This window comes from uncultured Draconibacterium sp., from assembly GCF_913063105.1.
In the GTDB taxonomy this organism is placed as follows: Bacteria; Bacteroidota; Bacteroidia; order Bacteroidales; family Prolixibacteraceae; genus Draconibacterium.
Genome location: NZ_CAJXYQ010000004.1, coordinates 23,780 through 48,575 on the forward strand (window position 1 = coordinate 23,780; position 24,796 = coordinate 48,575).

At 36.5% G+C, this 24,796-nt stretch carries 18 protein-coding genes, 1 other RNA gene and 1 pseudogene; 10 read left to right on the top strand and 10 right to left on the bottom strand.

The window, feature by feature from the left end; translation table 11 throughout:
* Positions 1-9: 9 nt before the first annotated feature.
* The 3 genes from QZ574_RS04855 to QZ574_RS04865 all read right to left on the bottom strand — a co-directional run bounded on the left by QZ574_RS04855 (position 10) and on the right by QZ574_RS04865 (position 5,248).
* Positions 10-3,372, bottom strand: coding sequence for a TonB-dependent receptor (locus QZ574_RS04855; RefSeq protein WP_297087370.1), 3,363 nt, complete (start codon positions 3,370-3,372; stop codon positions 10-12).
* 126 nt (positions 3,373-3,498) lie between these two features.
* The gene (locus tag QZ574_RS04860; RefSeq protein WP_297087372.1) at positions 3,499-4,590 is read right to left on the bottom strand and encodes a FecR domain-containing protein; all 1,092 of its coding nucleotides are present in this window, start codon (positions 4,588-4,590) and stop codon (positions 3,499-3,501) included.
* 55 nt (positions 4,591-4,645) lie between these two features.
* Entirely contained in the window at positions 4,646-5,248 is a 603-nt protein-coding gene (locus tag QZ574_RS04865; RefSeq protein ID WP_297087374.1) for a sigma-70 family RNA polymerase sigma factor, read from the bottom strand.
* A gap of 1,121 nt (positions 5,249-6,369) precedes the next feature.
* Between QZ574_RS04865 and ssrA the strand changes: the two genes are divergently transcribed.
* Positions 6,370-6,767: a transfer-messenger RNA gene (gene ssrA / locus QZ574_RS04870) on the top strand.
* A gap of 733 nt (positions 6,768-7,500) precedes the next feature.
* Here the strand turns inward: ssrA and QZ574_RS19420 are convergent.
* Together QZ574_RS19420 and QZ574_RS04875 are read right to left on the bottom strand one after the other, a co-directional pair.
* Positions 7,501-8,334: pseudogene (locus QZ574_RS19420) on the bottom strand (recombinase family protein); the annotation flags it as partial.
* 37 nt (positions 8,335-8,371) lie between these two features.
* On the bottom strand, positions 8,372-8,635 hold the full coding sequence (locus tag QZ574_RS04875) for a hypothetical protein (protein WP_297087376.1): 264 nt from the start codon (positions 8,633-8,635) through the stop codon (positions 8,372-8,374).
* Between the two features lie 1,377 nt (positions 8,636-10,012).
* Here QZ574_RS04875 and QZ574_RS04880 point away from each other — a divergent pair.
* The 9 genes from QZ574_RS04880 (at position 10,013) to QZ574_RS04920 (ending at position 19,716) form a co-directional block, all read left to right on the top strand.
* A complete protein-coding gene (locus QZ574_RS04880; protein ID WP_297087378.1) occupies positions 10,013-11,119 on the top strand; it encodes a helix-turn-helix domain-containing protein in 1,107 nt (368 codons plus the stop codon).
* Positions 11,120-11,374: 255 nt separating this feature from the next.
* Positions 11,375-12,727 (top strand): TolC family protein, encoded by a 1,353-nt coding sequence (locus QZ574_RS04885; RefSeq protein ID WP_297087380.1) that lies wholly within the window; start codon positions 11,375-11,377, stop codon positions 12,725-12,727.
* Between the two features lie 176 nt (positions 12,728-12,903).
* Positions 12,904-13,911, top strand: a complete 1,008-nt coding sequence (locus QZ574_RS04890; protein ID WP_297087382.1) for an efflux RND transporter periplasmic adaptor subunit — start codon at positions 12,904-12,906, stop codon at positions 13,909-13,911.
* Between the two features lie 62 nt (positions 13,912-13,973).
* Positions 13,974-17,033, top strand: a complete 3,060-nt coding sequence (locus QZ574_RS04895) for an efflux RND transporter permease subunit (RefSeq protein WP_297087384.1) — start codon at positions 13,974-13,976, stop codon at positions 17,031-17,033.
* Between the two features lie 69 nt (positions 17,034-17,102).
* Positions 17,103-17,498 carry a hypothetical protein gene (locus QZ574_RS04900; RefSeq protein WP_297087386.1) on the top strand — a complete coding sequence of 132 codons (396 nt, stop codon included), beginning with the start codon at positions 17,103-17,105 and terminating at the stop codon, positions 17,496-17,498.
* Between the two features lie 11 nt (positions 17,499-17,509).
* Complete coding sequence (locus tag QZ574_RS04905) at positions 17,510-17,800, top strand: hypothetical protein (protein WP_297087388.1); 291 nt, start codon at positions 17,510-17,512, stop codon at positions 17,798-17,800.
* Between the two features lie 16 nt (positions 17,801-17,816).
* Positions 17,817-18,041, top strand: coding sequence for a glycosyltransferase (locus QZ574_RS04910; RefSeq protein WP_297087391.1), 225 nt, complete (start codon positions 17,817-17,819; stop codon positions 18,039-18,041).
* Positions 18,013-18,570 (top strand): hypothetical protein, encoded by a 558-nt coding sequence (locus QZ574_RS04915; protein WP_297087393.1) that lies wholly within the window; start codon positions 18,013-18,015, stop codon positions 18,568-18,570. Before QZ574_RS04910 ends, QZ574_RS04915 begins: the two co-directional genes overlap by 29 nt.
* Before the next feature lie 39 nt (positions 18,571-18,609).
* Positions 18,610-19,716: an adenylate/guanylate cyclase domain-containing protein gene (locus tag QZ574_RS04920; RefSeq protein ID WP_297087395.1), complete on the top strand. Its 1,107-nt coding sequence runs from the start codon at positions 18,610-18,612 to the stop codon at positions 19,714-19,716.
* 601 nt (positions 19,717-20,317) lie between these two features.
* Here the strand turns inward: QZ574_RS04920 and QZ574_RS04925 are convergent.
* The 5 genes from QZ574_RS04925 to QZ574_RS04945 all read right to left on the bottom strand — a co-directional run bounded on the left by QZ574_RS04925 (position 20,318) and on the right by QZ574_RS04945 (position 24,733).
* Positions 20,318-21,154: a sugar phosphate isomerase/epimerase family protein gene (locus QZ574_RS04925; protein ID WP_297087397.1), complete on the bottom strand. Its 837-nt coding sequence runs from the start codon at positions 21,152-21,154 to the stop codon at positions 20,318-20,320.
* A gap of 161 nt (positions 21,155-21,315) precedes the next feature.
* Positions 21,316-21,516, bottom strand: a complete 201-nt coding sequence (locus tag QZ574_RS04930) for a hypothetical protein (RefSeq protein ID WP_297087400.1) — start codon at positions 21,514-21,516, stop codon at positions 21,316-21,318.
* Positions 21,517-21,535: 19 nt separating this feature from the next.
* Positions 21,536-22,183, bottom strand: a complete 648-nt coding sequence (locus QZ574_RS04935) for a redox-sensing transcriptional repressor Rex (protein ID WP_297087402.1) — start codon at positions 22,181-22,183, stop codon at positions 21,536-21,538.
* Positions 22,184-22,430: 247 nt separating this feature from the next.
* On the bottom strand, positions 22,431-23,435 hold the full coding sequence (locus QZ574_RS04940) for a Gfo/Idh/MocA family oxidoreductase (protein WP_297087404.1): 1,005 nt from the start codon (positions 23,433-23,435) through the stop codon (positions 22,431-22,433).
* A gap of 68 nt (positions 23,436-23,503) precedes the next feature.
* Positions 23,504-24,733: a hypothetical protein gene (locus QZ574_RS04945; protein ID WP_297087407.1), complete on the bottom strand. Its 1,230-nt coding sequence runs from the start codon at positions 24,731-24,733 to the stop codon at positions 23,504-23,506.
* Between the last annotated feature and the right edge of the window lie 63 nt (positions 24,734-24,796).

Below are 24,796 nucleotides of genomic sequence, written 5' to 3' on the forward strand. Positions count from 1 at the left end.
CAAACACTTTTAAAATTTAACATTTACACCAAACGAATAAATTTTATTCTGTGGGGCATTAACAAATCTTCCGCTTCCGGCACGCTCCGGATCTAATCCCGGATAATCTGTTATTGTAAGTAAATTATCGCCAGAGAAATACAACCTTAAATGGCTTAATCCAATACGCTTGGTAAAAGAGCCTGGAAGCGTATATCCAAAAGTCAGGTTTTTCAAACGCAGATAGGAAGCATCTTGCAAAAACCATGACGAATTACGTCGATAATTTTGCGGTGCTTTATTTCCAAAATAGATACGGGGCATGCTTGCTGTTGGATTGCTTTCGGTCCATCTATCGCGCCATTCTGTAAGTGGTGGAGAACCTTGCCAAAAAGGAACAATACCATGCTTCTCAATAAAAATTTTAACATCCTCAACCCCTTGAAATTGTGCCGATAAATCAAAGCCTTTCCAATTAGAGGCAAAATTGAAGGAATAATTAAAAGCAGGATATCTTCCAGACATAACAACTCGGTCGTCATAATCTATTTTTCCATCGTTATTTTGGTCTTTCCATTTCAAATCTCCGGGTTTAGTATTGTCGTTAAATTGTTTAGGTGAATTCTGCACTTCTTGTTCAGACCGAAAAATTCCGATATACTCCAGCATATAAAATGCATCCCATTCAGCACCTTCTTCTCGTATGGAATAACCTTTTATTTCTCTTTCGCCAAAATCAACCAATTCGTTTTTATAATGGTCGATATTAAAACCAAGGTTGTAAGTCAATCCGGACAGGAAGCCCGATTTTACCTGATTTGCATATTGTAAACTCAGCTCAACTCCGGTATTCTCCATTGTTCCACTATTAACCGTTGGAGCCTCAAGCCCAACCAAAGCAGTTACCTGTGAAGACCTCAAAATATCTGAAGTTCTTTTTTTATACCAATCAAAAGTTACACTTAGGCCTTGAAATGCGGTGAGGTCAAGACCAAAGTCGAGAATACTTGTTGTTTCCCACTTAATATTTTGGTTTGATAAATCTGTTTGGGCTACTCCTGATGATAAAGCTGAATCATCAAACGAATAGTTACCGGTTAATGCCAGGATAGATTGATACGGGTATAAGCCAATATTTTGGTTACCAAGTTCTCCATACGAACCTCTCAATTTTAAATTATTCAACCATGCTACATCAAGCTCTTTAAAGAACTGTTCTTCTGTTACCCTCCATGCTCCGGAAAACGATGGGAAAGCTCCCCAGCGCGAATCGGCATGTAACCTGGAAGTAGCATCGTATCTCATATTGGCCTCAAATAGATACCTGTCTTTAAAGTTATAACCCAATCGTCCAAAAAGCGACATCAATGCCCATTCATTTTTTGTACCATTTGCCTGTTGTACAGAAAGACTTCCGGCATCTAACTCCCGAAGTATATCTGTAGGAAACTCTTTTCTATATCCTTTTAAATACTGATAAACATTATCTTCCATGCTGTACCCCACCTGCGCATTTAATGTGTGTCCATCACCTACTTGCTTGTCAAACTTCAGGTAAGTAAAAAGGTTTCGATAGACATTTTGCTCATCCTGGTTTATCAAACCTTCACCTCCCACATTCAATAAAGACATATACTCATTGGTTCGAAAGTTGTATAGAGGAACCTTTGGCATAAAATCATCCGACTTAATAAAGTCTAAATTTATAGCAGCCTTCGTATACCAGTTTAAGCCTTTGAGTAACTCAACATCCAGCCATCCCTGAGTAGAAATAACATAGTCGGTTACATTCTTATTTACATTATTGTCGATTATTGCGATTGGGTTTTTGTTATTCGATTCGAAATCGTAAGCTTTAAAGGTATACCTGCCACTACCATCAGAAAGTTGAGGTGAATATGTTGGTGCCTGTGCCATTGCTGCTAAAAATGTATCATCAGCTCCTTGACGCGCTCCTGATTTTTTCCCTTGTTTGGCCGAGAAATTAAGACCAAATCTGATTTTCTCATTTACAGCCGAAGTTAAATTTGCCCGTATATTGTATTTTTTGTAATCGAATCCTTTCATCACGCCTTGCTGATCAACATAGCCTAGGGAGATATTAAATTTGGTTCCTTTATTCCCTCCACTAAAAACCAGGTTGTGATTCCATGTTGGTGCCGGACTAAACAAATGGTCCATCCAATTCGTGTTTGGATAAAGATTGCGGTCGGTAGTATTTCGATATGCATTAATCATTTCATCAGAGTATAATCCGGAATTAAGTCCGGAATTAATTCTGGCCTCATTGAATAGTTCCATATACTCTGCTGAATTATCTATCACATCCCACATTTTTGTAACGGTATGAATACCAAAACTACCATTGTATTCGGCGGTAACTTTACCTTCCTCTCCGGTCTTTGTGGTTACCAATACAACACCATTTGCAGCACGAGCTCCATAAATTGCAGCCGAAGCAGCATCTTTAAGAACAGAGATATTTTCAATGTTATTTGGGTTTACATCTGCAAGATTACCCTGAACACCATCAATTAAAACCAATGGGCTTGAACCTGCACTACTAAACGTTCCTTTACCTCTGATACTAATTGAAACTCCCTCATTTCCGGGTTCTCCTGAGTTTTGAACAATCTGCACACCGGAAACCATACCTTGTAGCATTGAAGTAGGGTTTGTTACTGGTCTTTTAACCATTTCCTCGCCTTTCACAGAAGCAACAGCACCGGTAAGATTTACTTTTTTCTGTGTGCCATATCCTACTGCAATAACCTCTTCCAATCCAATAGCATCAGCTACCATTTCAATATTAATAACCGTCTGATCTTCAAATACAACCTCCTTAGTTTTCATCCCTACGAAAGAAAACTGAAGAACATCACCTTGACTGGCTTCAAGTGTATAATTTCCATCAACATTGGTCACTGTCCCTTGCGTAGATCCTTTAATAATTACAGTAACCCCAGGCAGTGGCTCACCACTTTCGTCGGTTACTTTACCCGAAATTAAAGCCTGCTGTTTGCTGTCTTCAAATTTGGGACTAATAACAACCTGGTTATTCACCCGGTGAAAAGTTACATTATTTGAAGGAAACAGTTTTTTAAGAATATCATCGAGGGTGGCGTCTTCTACGTTTATGCTAACTTTACGTTCAACATCTAATAAATCTTTGTTGTAAATAAATCCTAATTTGGTCTGAATCTCCAAATCAAGAAGCACCTGCTCCACTGTTTTATTGTTAAAGTCAAGAGAGAACTTCCCCTGGGCAAGCAATGTACCTGCCATTGTTTGAAATACAACAAATAAAAGAATAAAAGCTGTAAGTTTCATTTTCAAGATTAGGTTTCGAAAGTTGAGATAATAACCTCCACTTTCAGTTACATTTTTTTTCATAAATTTGTAATTGATTAATTTAAACGATTAATTAAAACTGAAGTAAAATGTGGGTGGTGTTGGCGCAGTACCCGCATTTTCTTTTTCTTCTTTGGAATAGTTAGACTCTTCTCATAGGCAAAAAATTTAATTTTTTATTATTCTGTTCTTATCTCTCGTGATCACTACTTTGGCCTTAGAAAAAGTTGTATCTGCATTTTGCTCAGGCTTTTTATAGGTGTATTTTATGGGTGCTGTAAGTCTCAGTAATTCAAGAATCTGCTCGAAAGTTTCACCTCTAACAGTTGCGTTGTAGGTATAGCCGGCAATTTCGGCATCGGCAATTTCGATTTGTGCATTGTAGCGTCGCTCAAGTGTTCGGGCAATATGAGCTAAGGTAGCGTCTCTAAAAATTAGTTTTCCGGTTCGCCAGGCTGTATATTGATCGATAGGGTCTTTTCTTATTGTTAATTTACGTTTGTTTTTATCGAATACTGACACTTCGCCTGGCTCTAAAAACTGTTCTCCATTATTTACATTTAAGGATATTCTTCCTTCTTCCAATGCTACAATCACATTCTTTTCGTTGTTGTATGCATTCACGTTAAACTGTGTGCCGTATACTTTAATTTGTGGCCCTGCATTGTTCACAACAAAAGGAACGGAGGCCTTTTCTACTTTAAAGAAAGCTTCTCCTTCTAAATTAACTTCACGTTTCTCGGCACTAAAGCTTGCAGCGTATTTAATTTCCGAGCCGGCGTTTAACCAAACTTTGGTTCCGTCAGGAAGTTGTAAATTTACCATTCCTCCCAATGGTGCTTTAACGGTTACCGGATTTGAGTTATTATATTCCAAAACTTGCTGATACGCAGATTGAACTGAAGAATTTTTAAGATATAATAATAGCACGGAGATGATTAATGGTAATACTAAAATTGCAGCAACCCGGCCCAACCAGAAGGTTAATCTCCGAACCCTTACAGAAGTATCAGAAACAGAAAGCTGACTTTGTATTTTTTGTCTGCGAAATTGTACTTCGGCATTGGTAACATTTGGTTCGGAAAATTTAAATAACTGAACTGTTTTAAGGGCTTCTTTAAATTCTGTATGATATTCGGGATGCTTTTGTCTCCATTCTTCCCAGTACATTGCAGCTGATTTATCACGTCTGGAAGCCCAGCTGATAAAACGATTGTCGGCTATTAATTCTTCGTATATATTTTTATTGAACGTTTTCATTTTTCTTCCTTTATACTATAAGGAGGAAATATTACTGTTTTATACTCACCAAAAATTATTTTTTTTTCAAAAAACAGCTAAAAAGAATAATTTCGATGTTATCGGAACTATGAAACCCAACATCTTTCAGCTCTTTCCTTACCTTCTCTAAAGCCCGAAACAAAAGATTTCTTACCGATTGAACATTCATTTCCAGGACTTCTCCCATTTCGTCGAATCCAAGATTGTGATAAAAACGCAAGATCAGAACCTCACGTTGACGTTCTGACAAATGATTTAAGCTTTGTGCCAGTCGCTGATTGAGTTTTTCTGAGTTTTCTTCATTAATAATAAAATCATCGGCAGCAAGCACAAATGGCTCCCATTTTATTGAAGTATCCAATTCGGTGAACCTATTTTTTTTTAGGACATGGACGAGGTCATTTTTTAAAGTAACCAGCAAGTAGGGTTTTACTCTGTTTACATCGCCAAGGTGCTCTCGCCTGTCCCACAAGCGAATAAACATGTCATGGATTACGTCTTTCACCAAATCGGAAACCGGAACTATCTTTAAACCATAAAAATATAATTCATGAAAGCAGATTTCAAAAAGCTCCCCTAATGCTTCATTACTACCCTCCTTCAGGCGATTCCATAGTATTTGTTCCTTTTGCTTCAATCTTCAATAGTGGTTTTTGATAGGGAAACAAATATATATAATCGAAACCAAGTGAATGGATAAGCCTACACAAATAATAGTTTATTCTTTTTATTTATGGCAAGAAAAGAACGTAAATGTTTCGTATAGCAGGTTAGAACTCAAGAAGACTTTCTCCTCTTTGACACCCCCTAAACCCTCACCTACAACAACTTCAAGTCCAAATCATTACAGCTTCAAATACCAGAATTCAAACTTTTGTTTTGTTCTTAAATATTGTAATGTTATAAGACTGTTTCAATTTTAACTAATTGTCTTTTTTTAATTCCATTTTTTTTCGTGTACCGAAATGAGGAGCGTAATTCATTGGATCTGTTATCAATTTTATTGATTAAAGTGAGTTCTTCAATACTAGTTATTAAAAAATTAATAGGTAAGATTTTTGCGATGACAAGTTCTCATTTACTCATTTAACCATTTATACCATAAATTATTTAAGATGCCATATTAAAGATCTTTTTTACGTAACACCAGAGTCAACCTAATGGATTTCGCCTTTTTCCTCGATTGTTATTATTGCCATATTATGCTTATAATTAATAACATAACCTATTCACTCTTGTATTTTTGAGCTTTAAATATTCCCTCTGACAATACTACTTCCGTCAATAAATGACTATTCATCACATACTTATTTTTTAATATTCTAATCCGCCTTACTATCTGCAGAGGGAATACATTTCGTGGAATTGTGCTTTCTAGAAAATTGTGTCTTGTTTATGCAAGGTTCATATTTAACAAAAGTAAATCATGTGCGTGTTTTATTTCATCAGATGCGCTTGCACCAGCTACTCAATGGTTTTGGTTTTAGTTTAATAATTTGTGGAAATGGAATCAAATTGTTCACATTATACATATTTAGTTGGTGAGTAAGAATGTTATGACTTTATAAAACTGACTAATTAATTCTTTTTTTCAAGTAAAGGCCCCGAGTTTGTCGGATTTCTTTTAGAATAAATATCTTTGCAGCGGAATAGATGAAGTTAGTGCGTAAAAAACGTAGCAGTTTGTTACCAGTTTGTTACCCGCAACAACACCAATCTTTTCTATCGTTCTAAATAACAAACATATACAACTTCTATGGGGCTGACTGGTTTTGACAGCGGGTAGAAGAGACAGGTAAGCATGTCGGGTTTTGGTTGTTAACCCGTTAAAAATAATGATCAAACCATTAATTGGCGAAAATAATTACGCTCTTGCTGCGTAATCTAACAATTTAGATTACACTTAATTTCGGCACAAGGTGCTGAAACGAGACATCGCCCGGATGCTAATGCTTTGAAGCGGTCCGATCAGGCGGTGCAAGTAAATCGAAGCTAGCTAAAACGAGGCTCTGGCGTTTTGGCGAAATTAAAAGAGATAAGGTAGTAGTTGGTGGCTTTGATCCGGCTGCTATTCGAAAATTAAGTCAGAGATAAACATGTAGAAAGCTTGTAGCTTCCTCGTTTGGACGCGGGTTCGACTCCCGCCAGCTCCACCCAACAGGGGATTTCATCAAATTTGTTGAAATCCCTTTTTTTGTGCCCTTCCAAATCCCTTGCTATTTCTGGGATTAAGGCGAAAAATGAATTTATTCTTGAGGTTCGAACTCGGTCTAATTCTCGGTTATAGTAAATTCCCTCAGGGAATAGCAGATTCTGAAAAACCCTTTTCCCGTTAAGGTCGCTGGAATCCCATATTTTCAAAGGGTTTCGACATAAATCGACTGCATAATCCACTACTTTTTTAAGGTTCGAACTATACCCTCCAACTTTATTTAATTCTTGTTCAATTGTAAAACATTCCTTTTCGTATTTGGGTCTGAATTTGTCATATAGGCCTCTGTCAATTTCTCCGATAACGAAACGTTCTTCAATGGTGTCTAATCTTCTTCTTGTTTCTGCCAGCCTCAATTTTAAGGACTTGGCATCCTCTAATTCATTTTTGAAGAAACCAGCCATTTGTTCTTCCAGTTGAACCTTAATAATTGAAGTTGTTTCTTTAGCTATCTGGAATGTTTTTAACACGCTTCTGAAAAGCTCATGCATTGCCTTAGCACTTCTGTTTACATTGCATCCTTTAGTTCTGCATTTGTAATAATATAAGCCTTTCTTTTTCACCTGGTAACCAGTAATGGTACTGCCACATTTTTCACACTTTGTAAAAACTTTTAAAGGTAGGCTTTCGCTTTCCATGTCGTGTACATAGCCATGAACACGTTTCTCATTCCTGATATTATTTGCTTCTAAAAATAATTTCTTTGAGATAAGTGGAATATGCTTGCCTTCAACCACTTTCCCGGGGATGAGTTTACTAACAATTAGACCGCAATAGAAAGGATTAATAAATAGCTCATGCAGTTTTTTATCGGTAATATTTACTCCCAGCTTTTTAAGTTTTCTTACAATCTCAATATTGGGTATTTCGTGATATGCTTTCCATTCAAATGCCTTTTTTAGAATTTTCCCCTCTTTATTTATCACGATTTGGCGCTCTGTGGCCCTACTACCTTTATTCAAAACTTCATACCCGCGAGGTGGTTTAAAGACCCAATAGCCTTTCATCAACATTTCACGCATACCTGTTACAACCTTGTCGCGGCGGAGTTCGTTATCCATTTGCCCGAAAAGGAAAAGTATTTTTTGTTGAAATGAGCCAGATGGAGTTGTAGGGTCAAGTTCTTGCGTTGTAGCTAAAGTTATTACTCCGTATTTTTTTAGTAGTTCGTCGGCAATAGATGCGCCATTGATTCCTGAACGAGAAAATCTCTCGTAAGAATAAACAATTACATAGCTAATATTCTTTGAACGTTTTACAAAAGTCAACATCCGGTTGAATTCTTTTCTGTCATCGGTTTTTGCTGATTCATAAGTTCCTCCAAAGTAGCCAACCACATTTAAGCCCCGTTTGTTGGCATATACTTCACAATATCTTTTTTGCGATGCAAGGCTGGTATTATCTTCCTGGTCTGCCGATGAAACGCGCGTATAAATAACAGCATTATTCCCCTCCTGAAATTTCTTCGGGACTTGCGGGGCAAAATGGTTAAACGGGCTTAAATCTTTCATGGCTTGTAAATTATAAAAATAACCAATATGATGCTGGTTATTTTTTCAACAGGAAAGCTTTCAATATTAGCAAAGCAACGGTTTCCGAGTCCTTGATAAGTTTTTCGTAACCATCTGGGGTTAAATCTTTGTACTTAGGCATAGACCGTATTTTTTTCAATGGTAGCCTCTTTTTTACCCTTGCTGTGGCTTCTTCTATACTTCTGTTTTCGTTTTCTTGCATAGTATTCATGGCTGGTGAATTAGATTCAATAGTTTTCGAACCAACCAATAGCAAACCTAACAATACAAAGATTACCATTAAAGAATATGACTTAAGTGGCGGGTGGAGGCTTTATTTGGCTTAGGAAAATATTACGGGATTAAAATAAATAAACAAAACTTCCCGCACTAAATTCAGGTTAATGTTCCTGTGTTTGCGGTAACTTCATTTCTATCATTATTCCGACTTCGATTCGGAACACTCCTTACATTCAGTAACCTCCAACACCGCACACAAGAGTAAGGCTTACTTTTCATTCCGCTCACCCTGCTTTCTCAGACCTCGCTACATTGCAATTCAGCCTTACACTTGTTTTTGCCAGCCCGAACCAATGATTCCGATTAACAACCTCCTTTGGTCGGATTAGTAAATTGTGATAATGTAGATGCAATATTCATTTCCACAATAATAATGAACAGCATCTTTGGTCGGTCGTTGTTATTTTGGCAGCAAACTTAATTTTCAGCCTTACGGACAAGCAAGTTCAAGCCATAGGTTTTTCAAAAAATCTCCATACATTGAATAGTATTTTTTGAAAAAAACTTGTTTGCCGCAGGCTTTCAATGGCTACTACCAAAACAACAACGACCGACCCGACGAAAGACGCATATCATTAGTCGTTTATTATGAAATGAATATTGGGGATTAAATGTTTTGATTAATGCTTAAATGAAACTTCCAACTCCCTCTCCTCTGGAATCCGCATATATGATTGGTTAAGTAAATAAATAATGAACTGAGTTTTTAGCAAAACCTCTATTTAGGAAAAAGCATTTTTATGTATTTGCGTTTCTCTTTACATGAAAACAAAAGCTTTTAAACGTTTAAATAAACCTTTTAATATTTTGGTGAATAAAACTTCAGTTTTTTCAACTAATCAATATTAAAATAAACAAACTATGACTGTTTTATGTGTTAAGTTTTGGTCGGAGAACCGCTAATTTAATTTGGCGCTGTCTGGCTGCATTTGTCTCATATTTCAATAAGGAATATTTTGTTGGTTCAATATAGCTTTGGCTTATGAATAATTTGAAGCAATAAATGAGCATTATAAAAGCAGTAATTATCAGGACCTTAAAAACCATGTGTTCACAGGAACACGGCAAGTTGTGTTTTGAGGTACTCAAAACGTTTTCAGTACCTGAAAACCACTTGCCCCGTTGGGGAAAATCGCCCTCCGAAGTCGGGGATTATAGGGGAGCATTTTTGCTAAATAAAACTGTGCCAGAATAATTTGACAAGTGTAATGATATGAAAATAGATACAGAAAAGATGGAAGGCCAAAAGCTTAGAATTGATTCCACAATGCCTTTAAAAAGAAAAGGGGATGACTCCATCAATGTCTAAAAAAATCGAACCCATTTAAACAAAATAAAAGCCTAAACATTACCTTTGTGGTTTCAGTAAATTTAGTGTATGGATATTATGCAGATTATCCCCCTTATTGGTGCTTCCTGGGGTGTGTTATTTATTTTCTTTCTTGTTGCCAGCAACAGGATTATGACAAATAACCGTAAGGCTAAGTTTATTCTAATCCTTATTCTTCTTTTTAATACCCATTATTTAGTTGATGCATTTTTGAACTACAACCAAAGTGCCGATTTATATTGGGTGGGATTCTCATACTTTTATTTCCATTTGCTTGGCTACTGGGTTTTACTATTCACCTCGTTGTTATTAAAACTTAAAAAAGTGCCGCACATAATTACTTATGGTGCACTTGCCATTACGGTTATACGGGCAGGTTTAATTTGGTATTTCTATTACGAAATTAAAAGTGTTGATGAAATGATGGAGAATATAGTGTATATAATTTTTGACTATTACCTGGTTCTTTTGCTGAATATTATACCAATGGTGCGTTTGTACCAAAAAATTAAGAATTTAAATTTTGCTGTAAAGCTTGACGAAAAAAAACAAAACGAATTTCTTTGGATTAAGTATCTTATAATTGGACTCATCGTTTTTCTCGCACTTACCTTTGCATATAGTATTTTTGCCCTAAGTATGGGAAAAGAATGGCTATTGGTAAACGATTACGAATCGCTTTTTATGACCATATTGCTCTTTGTTTTTGCTTATTTCTCTATAAAATTTCCTGTTTTTGCAGTGCATGGCGATTACAAAGACATAGAACAGACAGAGGCAAAAAAATATGCAAAATCATCATTGAGCGATGAAAAGTCCGAAAAGCTTTGGGAAAAAATTCAGGAAGTAATGAAAGCCGAAAAACTTTATACAAACCCTGAGTTCAGGCTTAACAATTTGGCCGATGCTACCGGCGAAAGCCTGCACCATATTTCGCAGGTAATAAACGAAAAGGAGGGCAAAAGCTTTTTCGACTTTGTTAACTCGTACCGTATTGCCGATGCCAAAGAACTTTTAATCTCCGAAAAAGGACAGCAATTTACCATACTTGCTGTGGCCTTTGAAGTGGGCTTCAACAGCAAAAACCCATTCTACAATGCTTTTAAAAAGGAAACGGGCATGACACCCTCTGAGTTTAAAAAAATGAAGTCGTAATAGCAGGCTTTTTTTATCCTATCCTCAATTCTTTCAAAATCTCACCTTTTGTATTTAAAATACTAAACATTTTATTTCAAAATCACTTGCAACTCACATTCAGTCAATTAGGCAAGTATTCTTGTCCCTGCCTATAAAAAATGACAGCTAATTTCCTCCAATTTTATCCCTAATTATAATCAGGGAAGACCAGCTTTTGTTTCTCCATTATGTTTGCCGATAATTTGATGAAAACAATTATTCAGTAGACATAAAATGAAAAATCAGTTATTAAAAATTACAAGCTTTTTAGTTATCCTTTTTATTGGGATGCATGGATACGGGCAAGGTTATTCGTTAGAAACTTATCTTGATTCGTTACAACACAAAAACGCTCACCTCCTGCAAAGCAAAAACAAAATTCGAGAGGCAGCCGAAAACATAAAAATGGCAAAAGCAGCTTTTTTACCGTCCGTTGGTGCAACAGCAAGCTACAGGCGCGATTTTGATTACAGTTACATTTTTTTAAGCGATTTAGAAAGTAGTTTAGGCGATATAGAAAGCTATTTAAGCGATTGGGGTATTGATGATTTACCCGATAAATTTGCAATAAGCTACAAAAATAACATTAGTGCCGGAGTGGTAGCAGAACAATCGATTTATAATCCGGCTGTAGGCGCCACTATAAAGTTGGCCAAACTCTCAGAAGAATACTCAAAACTATCGCACACCGAATTGTCGGAAGAAATACAAAAGCAAGGGGCGTTACTTTTTTGGCAAGCCTTGTATGCAAAAGAGAGTCTTAAGGTGATGAAGGAAAACGAGGAACTGGCCAAACAGCAATGGACACAATTTTCAGACCTTTATGAACAGGGCGTGGTAAGCGAGTTCGAAAAACAACAGGCCAAGATATACCATAAACAAACCATTCCCAGGGTGCATTCTGTACAAACACTTTACGAGAATTTATTAAACGAATTAAAGGTTCTGGCAAATATTGCTCCAGATGCACCTTTCGAAATAAGTGGTAACATAAATCTTTTAGATAACGAAATGACATTGTTTAATACGGGAGATGAAGCCTTGCAAAACAATACGAGCCTTGCAATCCTGTCAAAACAACTTGAACTAAATAAACAACAAATTAAAGAAAAGCAAACAGCTTATTATCCAACGCTAAAAGCACAATTGGGGTACAGTTTCGATACCTACAACGATGAATTCAAATTTAACAACGTAAACAAAGTTCCCTATGGCCAACTTTTGCTATCAATACCCATTTTTTCAGGAGGTTACAATAACGCGAATGTAAAAAAAGCTGAAATTAATTTTAGTAATGCTCAACTCAATCGTCATTTTAAGCAGCTTGAATTGCAAAAAGAACTTATCAATACACAAAATGATTTAAGTGTAGCCATAGATAAAATTAATACCGAGTCTGAATTAATAGAACTAAGTGAACGCGAAATTGACATTGCCAAAGAAAAAATAAAATTGGGAATGCTCACAAATCTGGAGTTAAAAGAAATAAGGCTGTCGTTGATTAGAGCCAAACTTAACAGGTTAAACGCCTGCCTTGATTACCGCACAGCACAAATCAAGTTAAAGAAAATTACGGGGAAGATTTAATTTGAAAGTAGGCAATAGGCAGTCCATAGTAGGCAGAGTTGGTTTTGATTGCTGGAGATTAATTGTACGAACAACAAATCTCAACAAATCACAATAACTCACCTGCAAACTACAACTTGTAATCCGCCACCCGCAACAAATAAAAGAATACAAACAACAACAATAAAAATTTCACAATGAATACGTTAAAACAAATTTTATTAATCGCAGCGCTTGCATTATTTGCACAAGCTTGCACACAAAGTGAAGCCGTTGAGAAAACTGAGAAAAAAGCCTTAAAAGTGGCAACCTTAACTTTGCAACGGCAAAATGTTGATATTGAAAAAAACTTTTTTGGCGAGGTTCAGTTTAAACAAAGCATGACCGTGGTTTCTGAACTTTCGGGAAAGATTGAAAAACTTAACATTGCCCCAGGAGCGCGGGTAGAAAAAGACCAAATTCTTTTAACTTACCCTCCACAGAACCACGAATTACAAATCGAGCAAGCCCGCCTGGCTTACGACGAACTGAAACGTAACTGCGAACGCCAGGAAATTCTTTTTAAAAAGGGTGCGGTTTCAAAATTATCAGTTGAACAATTACAAACACAGCTCGATATTCAGGAAAAGGTGTTAAAACAATCGAACGAGCTTTATTCGATAAAAGCACCATTTAGTGGAATTATTACCGATGTAGCGGTTAACCAGGGAAAAGAAGTTAATGCTGGCGATGCACTCTTGTCGATTGCCTCAACAGGGCAAATGGAGGCTACTTTTTTTGTTACATCGAATGCCATTTCGAAAATTGCCAACAACGCCGAAGTGTTTTTTCTGCACGATACTGATACCATTAAAGGACATGTTTCGGAAAAAGCACTGACCATGGATATGCAAACACGTGCTTACCGCGTAAAAGCGGCATTCAACTACACAAAAGGCAGTATTATATCGGGTAGTACGGTACAGTTGTTTGTAAAAACCAAGACCCTTGAAAACCAGATTATTATTCCGTGGGAATGCATAAAACGACAAGGTGAAACCGATTATGTTTTTCTGAATAATAACGGCAAGGCAGAACGCACAAAAGTTACCATCGACCAAATTATTGGAATTAACGCCATTATAAAATCAGGCTTAAAACCAGGCGATGTACTCATTACAAATGGTCTTGCTAAGTTGAAAAACCAAATGCCAGTGAGGAGTTAAGGCAAAGGAATCTGTCAAGAATCGAGAACAATTTAGAAAAACAAAACAAGAACAAAAGAAACATGATACTTACAAAATTTGCAGTTAACAAACCTGTTACAACAACGATGTTGTTTATAGCTTTGGTTTTTTTCGGTATAACTGCATACAATAAGCTAGGGGTTAATTTTACACCAGATGTAAACCCTCCTGTAGTAATGATTAATACAATTTTACCAGGAGCAACCCCCGAAGAAATTGAAGGTGATATTACCAATAAAATAGAGAAAGAAGTTTCCAGTATCAATAATATCAAATCTGTAAAATCGTACTCCATGGAAAGTCTTTCTATGGTAATTGTTGAATTTAAACTGAGTAAAGACGACGACGAAGCTATAAACGAGGTAAAGGAGAAAATGGACATTGTAACGCCCGATTTGCCAGGCAATATTGAGCGTCCGGTGATACAAAAGTTTAATCCTGGCGATATGCCAGTTATCAACATTGTACTAAGTGGTGATATTTCGGGAAAAGCTCTTTATGATATTGCTGATAAGGAGTTGAAAAACCAGTTTCTTCAAATTGAGGGCGTTTCAAAAGCTGAAATTACGGGTGGAGAAGAACGTGAAATCAAAATTTTAGCAGATAAAAGGCGTATGTACGAAGTAGGGCTAAACCTGCAAGATGTTAGCCAGTTAATTGAAGTAACAAATGTAAAACTGCCCGGTGGGAATTTCGATAATCAGCATCGTCAGTTTTCGGTTGAAACAGGTGAGGAATTTAAAACGGTAGAGGATATTAAAAATTTGTTTTTGATGCATAATACCGAGCCATTGGCTATTAATAATTTTGCCAGCGTTATTGACTCGGTAAAGCGAGTAAAAACTAAATCCACTTTTTTTGATATTGAGGGAGATAAATATTACGACAATGTAGTGAGTATTAGTATTCGTAAATTATCGAATGCCAACTCAGTTAAAGTAGCCGAAAGCGTTCGCCAAAAGATTAAAGAATTACAACCGACTCTTCCCGAAGGTGTAAAATTGAGCACTCCTTTCGATTCGTCGGTATATACAAAAAGTGCAGTCGATGATGCTTTAATGAATGTGATTCTGGGAATCGTGTTTACAGGATTTATACTGTTTTTTTTCCTGGGCGATTTTCGAACGGTAATCATAGTAAGTATTTCAATTCCTGTATCGTTAATTGCAACACTGGCAATTATGAAACAGATTAATGCGTCGCTGAACATGATGACCTTAATGAGTTTCGCCGTTTCCATTGGAGCATTGATTTCAAACTCCATTGTAGTCATCGAAAACATAATACGTCTGAAAAAAGAAGGACTTAGTATTAAAGAAGCTTCTGTTGAAGGCACATCCGAGGTGGTAATGGCTGTTATTGCATCTACCGGAACAAACCTGGTAGTTTTTTTACCTATTGCTTCTATGACCAGTTTGGCAGGAGCTTATTTCAAAGAATATGCGCTTACCATATCAGTCGCAACTATTTTTTCGTTATTGGTATCGTTTACCCTAACGCCTATGCTTACCAGTGTTTTATTCCGAAAAGAAAGAAAACAAGGACGTTTTTCTTTAGCTATGGATAGGTTCTTCGATGGATTGGCAGAGCGCTATGGAAATTCGATAAAGTGGTTAATCTCAAAGAAATGGAAACCAGTATCTCTGTTTATTTTGATGATAGTATTGTTTTTCTGTTCAACCGGATTAATGAAGCATGTTGGTTTTAACTTTATGCCAAAAGACGATTCGGGTACATTGTTCGTAGAGTGCGAACTACCGGCGGGAACAAACCTTAAAGAAACGGGCAAAATAATAAAAGAGATTGAAACAAAAATCAGTGCTCATACTGAAGTTAAAGCTACGCTATGCGAAATAGGTACTAAAAATGGCAATACAAAAGGAAGTAATTTTGCAAAGATACAAGTAAAGCTGCATCCTGCTAAACAACGTTTGCTATCCAACTATCAGCTAATTGATATTATTACAAACGAATTAGTGCAATTGCCTGATATTATCCCTTTTGTTTCGGTAGATGGTTCAGATGCCGGAATGCCGGTTTCGTTTGTACTCCAGTCTCAATACCCGGAAGACTTAAAGGTAGCCAATAGCCTGGTTAAGGATGCGCTTTCCGATTTGGAAGGGATTACCAATTTTGAATCATCTTTTCGCGAAGGAAACCAGGTTATTCATTTAATACCCAAAGGAAATTTATTAGCAAAGTTGGGTATTTCAACGTTTGATTTGGCCTATGCAGTTCGGGGAAGTATTAATGGTATTAATGCCGGAGTGTATAAAGAAAATGGAAAAGAGTACGACATAACAGTCAGTTTTAGTGAGGAGGCAGTTAATAGTCTCGATAAAATACGTCAAATACCCGTATTTTCGCAAGGAGCTACTTACACTGTTGAGCAATTGGTTGACATTTCATATAAAACTTCTCAGGCACGAATTTTTCATATTGATAATAAGAAAACGATTGAATTTGGTATGATTCCCGAAAATGGGATGTCAGAGATGGATATTCAAAATAGAGTTTTTAATGTAGTTGAAGGCTTGGATTTACCTGCTTCGGTTGAATTTGACTGGTCGGGAAACATTAAAGACATGGATGAAACGAATGCCGATTTTGCAATAACCTTGCTAATTGCCATTTTATTACTTTATATGCTTTTGGCTTCTTTGTTAGAAAACTTCTGGCATCCGGTTATTCTGTTCACAACCATACCTATGGCAATGATTGGGGTGTTTGTGCTTATGTTTATTAGTGGTACATCAATAAACATTATGGCACTGTTAGCCATGATTACGCTCGTTGGTTTGGCAGTAAACGCCAGTATTCTTATTCACGATTATATTACTCAGCTAAATAAAAAAGGTTTATCGTTGTATGATGCAACTGTTACCGCAAGTAAAACGAAAATGAAAACTGTAATTATGACCGGTGTAGCCATAATTATTGGTATGCTACCCAACGCACTTGGAATTGGCGATGCAGGAGCTGCGTTTCGCACACCTTTGGCGATTGTAACTATTGGCGGAATTATTACTTCAACTCTCCTTTCAATGTTTGTAATCCCATCGATATTTTATGTTATACGTGGCAAAAAATCAAAATCATAAAACAACCAGAGAGATAAAATAGAACCACGAAAGATTGAATTCTCTTGTCTTGTGACTAAAATAAAAACCATGAAAACAATTAAATTTTTTATCATCAATTTGCTACTGCTGGTAGCTTGCATGCAGGTTAATGCCCAAAAAGAAGAAGCCTTGTTGGGTAAATGGAAAGTAGAAAACAAGAGAGAGGATTTTACTTCTATCGTTGAATTTAGAAAAGAAGAAAACGTGGTGATTGGCTACTGTATTGAGTATGCCGAGAAGGGAGAAATACGTAAAGACAATAGTAAAGTTCATAGTAACATTTTGTTTGATGGCAAAAACGGGAAAACCATTTATAAAAAAGAATTGCAAGGAGGGCTTTATAAAATGAAAGGCAGGCTAAAAATGGAAAATCGCGACTTGGTGAAAGTAACATATACATACGGTTTTTTTAAGTTTCGGGAGGTTTGGACACGGATAAAATGAGCCATAAAACCATGAATAGATTACAAATAGAATTGGTAGTGATAAACCAACTGGAAAAACAGGGACACCACCGAAGAAATATTAAAGCTAAAACAAAACTGGTAAAAGAATTAAATTTTTCGGAAGAGGATTTCAATATTATAATTTGGAAGCTGGGCTTAATGAACAATGCCCACAAAAATTTACCAAATTACTTTGAAACATTAACAGTTGAGCAACTGTGCGATTACTTTCACGAAATTTCAAAGCCAGATATGAACAAAGAACAGGACGAGATTCCAAGCTTGTTTTTGTATTCATAAAAAGCACCATACTAAAATGATTATTATAATAATAAGTACCCACAACCAGGAAAAAACTATTTTTAATGTAGTTGCTGCGTGTTGCAAATACAACCCACAAGCAGAGGTTATTGTGGTTGACAACGGCTCTACCGATAATACCGCCGAAGTATTGGAGACGCTTGCTTTTCATTATGAGTTTACCTATTTAAAAATACGAAACAGAAAAAGCTATGAACTACGCCATGGTTTACGGGGCTGAATATGCACAAAATGAAATCTTATTGTTTATAAATGCCAAGGTAAATGGTTTGCAAAAAGTCGATTTTGAAAAATTGCATCAACCAATCTACAATAATGAAGCTGACATTGTTATAGGAACCCCACACGAATTCCTATTCGATTTTGGTGCCAACCCATATCAGGAAATGGTACTGCACAAAGCCATGTTAAAAAGCGATTTGCAACCATTGTTCTTCGATGTGCGGGAACTTGATTTCGAACTCGATTTCTTCGTTATGCTCTACTACCAATTAACTGGAAAAAGAATGAAACTCGTAAATTTTAAAGAGCATTCGCCCTTATTTCCTGCAATAGAAAACACTAAGAAAAATACTAACGATAAAGGAAACGAAATAGCTTTAACTATACTTTCCAATTTAGATTTAATAACTAAGCGTCTGCAAAACAAATTTTATAAACAGGAAAACTATACACGCTCAACAATCAGTAGTGTACAGTTCGACCTTAATTCAAAAATGAAGCGTTTGAAAGATGAGTTTTGTACATGAAAGAAATTATTTGAGAAAGTTTCTGTAAATTAGAAAACAATGGGTTTTAAACTGCAAAAAATAGAATGGCAGCGAGAGTGGATTTACCAGTTGCTGGAAATATTATTCTATATACTGATATGGAATATTTTGTTCTTTGTCCTTTTCTCGTTCAATTATCTAATTAATCCTGAAATATTTGAAGAGGGCGAAAAAATTTTCCGCTTTGTCGATTCTTCGCCACTTATAGTGTTTTGTGTAGTTGGCCTGGTTGCAGTGTTCAGTTGGTGTTTCGAAAACAAATTAATACGTCAATATATTGACAGGTTTAGCGTTCTGGGGATAGTTGTGTTCAATGTATTGTTTATTCTTGTAATATTTTTATTTGTTAGTTCTGCCATTGCCTTGGTGCATTATTGGCCGCGCCCGTTCAGCAGTATCGAGAGTATTGGTTTTATTGCAGAAAGGTTCTTTTTCAATAATATTACGCTGTATTTTTTACTTATTTGCGTAATAATTTCGTACATACTTTCAATGATGAAGATTGTTTCCGAAAAGGTAGGTGACGAAAATTTCTATGAAATTATATCGGGCTATTATAAGAAACCTCGCGAAGTAAACCGCATTTTTATTTTCATCGACCTTATTTCGTCAACACAATATGCCGAAATACTTGGTCATAATAAATACAGTCATTTTATTCAGGAATGCTTTAAAAAAATTGGTCATTTCGAACGAAAATTTAATGCCTCGCAATACCAGTTTGTAGGCGACGAAGTGGTAGTGTCATGGCCTGCCAGAAAAGAAAAGAATTACAAACGCGCTGTTGATTTTTTCTTCTACTTCACCGAACAGCTAAGAGCCAGAGAAGAGTTTTTTATGAAAGAGTTTGGCATTGTGCCAAAGTTTACCGCCTCAATAAATTCGGGACAGGTAATGATGGCTGAGGTTGGCGATGTAAAAAGCGAGATTGCTTTTCATGGCGATGTGCTAAACACTGCTGCCCGTATTCAGAAACATTGCAAAAGTTTTGATGCCAGCGTTTTGGCAACCCGCCAATTTGTAAACGAATTAAAACAAGTTCCCAACAACTACAACATTCAAAAGTTAGGAAACGTAAGCCTCAAGGGCAAAAAAGAGGAAGTTGAGATTTGTAGTATTTTATGAGAATGTTAGTTGATTTATAGAAATATTCAGGTGTACTTTTCAAAGAAATTATAACCATAAGTAGTGGTATTCAATTTATTAAAGCCTAAGCAAAAAGGATTATAGTTTCAATTTATTGACATGTTTTTGCGATTTCATGAAGCTCTCTAAACAATCAAAATCCTCCTGCAAAAAGTTCGACACTACCCCCGCCAGCTCCACTTTTTCAATACATAAACAATTAAAATAGAATGCATTTACTGTGTTCTTTTTATATCTTGGCCAACCAATGGGCAACCGCAAGTAAAAATCGGTTTTCAACTCAGGAGCAGGCAAAACTATCATTGTTCAACTGGATAGAAACATAGTACAACCGAAAAAAGAGATATTCAGCTTTGGGATATAAAACAATGGAAGAATTTGAATTAATAAATAACAATCAGAGAATAGCATCATGACTCTTAACTAATCGTACACGGTTTTGTTGCATATCAAATTAAGAATCTTATTTGCTACAGAATATGATAAACAGACGAACGCAATTGATCCATCCTAAAATAGGCCCCTATAAAAAAGGAGCTTTCGGATTAGGAAAGCTCCTTTTTCAGACATAAAATATAAATTATTTTGTTGCGGTTATCATTGCTCTAAAATAGCCGATCGACTCAGCTATTCCCATAAACGGATCTTTCATGTTTCGTTCGTGCTCAAGGCTCACCACCCCCTCGTACTCCACTTCGCGTAACATATCTACAAAGGCCGGAAAATCAATAATTCCACGCCCCACTTCTACCGAATATCCCAATTTTGTGGGGCCGGTAACATCTTTTAAATGAATGTCAAAAACGCGGGTATGGTATTTCTTTAAATCAGCAACCGGGTCTTTTCCATTTCGGGTATCATGGCCAATATCCAGGCACATCCCTATTCGCGGATCTAAATCTTTCGTATGCTCCCAAACATCGTCAGCATCCGGATACATTTCAATGTCAGGACCATGCAAATGAATCGCAAATTTAAAATCATACTCCTTTACTTTTTTGTCAACGTAAGGCAGCAGTTCGTAATTAGGAACACCAACAATTGTTTTTACTCCCACCCTTTTGGCATAGTCGAAATATTTATCTACGTCCTCTTTACTTTTCATATAAAGCGGTCCAACAGCATAACCAAGCACATTGTACTCTGCACATTTTTTATGAAATGCAGCAATTTCATCATCGGTACTGGTTATGGGCAAATGAAAATCTTTGATACATAAAAAGTTTACATCGCACCTTTTTAAAGTTTCAAGGGTGGTTTGCAAATCAAAATGCACGAAGGTGTAACCGGCAACACCTAGTTTAAAAGATTCAGTAGTTTCGGGTGCCGGTTGAGGAGCCGGGCGATTATCTTCTTGCCCAAATAAAATCAGGGAACAAAATACGAGTGTAAAGAAGCTAAAAAAAAATTTAATCATTATATTGAATTTAGTTGTTTCACTTACTAACAAATGTAACAATTAAACCAATATCAGTTTCATGTTTATTGGCGACTCTTTTTCAATCAAAAAAAAAATAAGCCCGAGTTAAAACAGAATTGCTATTAAATAGTATAAATTTTCAACGGGGTGAAAAAGTGCTAAACTGTTTGCCACCTTGTTGTTACATTGTAAATACGGGCGTAATCTTCTCTTTTTCTTTCTTCATCGGTCATGCTCATGGCATCTTCCATGTTTTTCAATTGTATACAAGCCTGATTAATATCAGTTTTTTCAACTTTAAAGAATTTTTTCTTTATTTGTTCGTGTACACAAGCTAAAAATAAATTTATTCTTTTCATTTCCTATCGAATTAAATTGTTATGCTTTCGTGTCGTTTAATCGCTGCAGCAATACCGCAGCAAATGAACTCATTGAAGTATTCTGAACTATTATATGATCGGGCAGGTCGAGCATTGTTAAGGTAAAATTCCAAATGGCTTTTATACCACAATTTACCAGGTCTTCAGCAACTTCCTGCGCCACATCATTAGGTGTAGTTAAAATTGCTATTTCAACATCCAGGCGGTTTGAAAGATGAAATAACTTATTGTATTCCAAAACCGGAGTGTTTCCAATATGTTCTCCAATCTTTTTCTCATCCACATCAAAAGCAGCAATAACCTTAATTCCGAGCGTTTGGTGCTCCTGGTATGCCATCAAGGCCGAGCCCAAATTTCCGGCACCAACCAGAAAAGCTTCGTTTACATGGTTAAATCCCAAAAACTCTTCCAGGGCATGGCATAATTCATAAGTGTTGTACCCCACCCTTGGCTTTCCCTTAATGCCGGTTACGGCTAAATCTTTTACTACTTGTGTCGGATCGCATTTTAATTCTTTTCCAATGGTTGGAGCCGAAATATTTAATACACCATTTTCCCGAACTTTTTCAAGAAAAAATAAATACCCCGGCAGCCTGCGTAAAGTTGGCTCCGGTACCTGTTTTGTATTCTTTCTTAAATCGTTCATCGTTCAAACTTTCTTAAATTTGACATTACTAATCTAACAATAAAATTCATTGCAGAATTTTTTCTTTATTTAAAATTTACTTTTTTTCACTGAAAATTAACACATAAACCCCCTTGTTTTTCAATTGCAAAGCGCACATTGCATTTTTATTTTATTGATGTAAATTACACTATACAAAAGTTGATTTTAGCTGAAATTTACAAATATCTATACTAACGCCTTCAAAAACGGTTCTATTTCTGCCTAATCAGAAAAATAATTGTTTATCATGATTTGGAAAAAATATGCCGGCATCAATTCGTATCCTGTCAAGTGTTTCCATTAGGTCGCTGCTCATTTTCCAGCTCATTTTCGGACTCTCAATCAGGCCGGCATCAAGGCATTCCATTACATGTGCTGCCTCATACTGATAGCCCCATCCTTCCTTACTTTCATTTGGGATGAACTGAGGGTCTTCCCCCTCTTTCCAAACTGTTATATCGGTTGGAGTAAACCACCTTGGATGCAGAACAACATAGCCTCTCTCGCAGCAATATTCGGTTTGTATTGGCGAGTGTACGGCCAAACTTGATGAAAGTGCGGCCATTTCGCCCGCTTGGTATTTGAAAATAATGGAAATACTTTCTTCGCTACCGGTTGGACTAAAATCAGCCGAAGTTTTTATACTATCCGGAACTCCAAGGGCCGACAGGGCCGCAAATACCGGATAAATACCAATATCAAGTAATGATCCGCCCCCCAAACTTACATTGTACAAACGCTTGTCTTTCAGAAAAGGTGCGTTAAATGCAAAATCAGACCGAAGCATTTTAAGTTTACCCAACTCGCCGGATTCTACAATTTTAATGGCTTTCTGAAAACTGGGTTGAAACATAGTCCAGAAAGCTTCCATTAAAAAGGTATTGTTTTCCTTTGCACACGCAATCATTTGTTTTACCTCGTGTAAATTCATGGCAAATGCTTTTTCGCAGAGTACTGCTTTTTTCTTTTTTAGACAAAGTATGGTGTGCTCAAAATGGTGCGAGTGTGGGGTGGCAATATAAACCACATCGACATTGGGGTCGTTAACCATTTCGGCGTAACTCCCATAGGCTTTTGTGCAGCCCCACTCATTGGCAAACTCCCTGGCCCTGGTCAAATCGCGCGACGCTCCAGCATAAAGCCGGGCATTGGGAAGTAATTTTAAATCGGCAACAAACTTGTGCGCAATTCTGCCACACCCCAATACGGCCCAGTTGTATATTTTACTCATGATTATTTTTATTGATTGGAGGCTAAATGTACAAACTAAATGCTTTTGGTAAAAATTAATCTGTTCTTTCAGCTAATTTCCACCTCTTGCACATTGGTATTAAAATACTTTTGAAACATAGTAAAACGTTGTGATTTACTTTGTTTTCGCTTTTTTCTGACATAAGAAAAGTGCAATGGCGAGAACTGTTCAATTTCTTTTAGATATGCTTTATCAAACCACGAATGATTTAACCCTACAGATTCGATAATCATGGTTTCAATGCTTCTGTTCATTAAACCTAAAAAGTCGTTCATGTTTGGCGTATCAAAACATTCCATTTCTTTTAACGCTGCCCGGCCAAAATGAATGGTTTTGTTCACAAATTTTCCCAGTTCAGCTTCGGGTAAACATGAAAACATGGTATGTGTAAACGCCAGCGAATCTTCTTTTACATCCTGAATATCGTCTAATAACTGTAAATAAACCCCATAGCCAAAAAGTGCCTGTTCCTGCTCGCGGGTGAGTTTTCCGGCCACAAGGTAACCATCAGCAAGCACCGATGCTCCACCTTTTTCAAAGCAAATAGAACAAATTTCAGCATCAGAAATACCATTTTGCCTATTCATTTTTAAACTGTTAGTCTGGCCTTGCTGAATGGCATATAAACTTTCATATACATTTGGGAAACTCTCGCGCGGAAACTCATCTTCAAACATTGCAATTAAGCGAAACAGTTGTTCTTCAGTAAAATTTATTGCGGGTAGTTTATGTCCATTTAACCGCTTGTTGAAACGTTCAGAGAATTGTAGTTTCTCAGAATGTTCAATTTCCGGGTCATCCAAAAAATTATCGCTGTAAGGGTAAATCATTGAATAGGCAAATACCGACGGTGTAATTTTTATGGGTACCTGAACCATTAACTGCAAACCATTCATAATCCATACATTTCGCATGCCCTGGTATATATTTTCAGGTTTAAGCTCGGGGCCAAATGCACGTGCTTTGTAAAAAAAATCTTTCGAAACACCTTTAAAATCTTCTGAAAGAATAATTTCTAAATGGCCGGCTTCAAAATCAAAAACATTTTGAAGAAAATTTTTAAAAACCGGGAAAAATGATTTTGCCGGATCTTTTTTCAAGCGCTGCACATTGCGAACATTTTGCAGATCTTTTAATTTACCCTGAAAAGCATCGAAATTTTCCTGATGTTTTAGCTTTTCTTCTTTAGTATAAGCTTTCTGAAAATGCGGCAATTCATCGCTGCTGGCTTCCCACATTTTTATAAAATGGCTGATGTAATCCTGTACAGGCAACATAATTTTTGTTTTTCCCGAAATTAGCTGAAAACAGGGAAAAACCTGAAATTTATTAGATAAGCA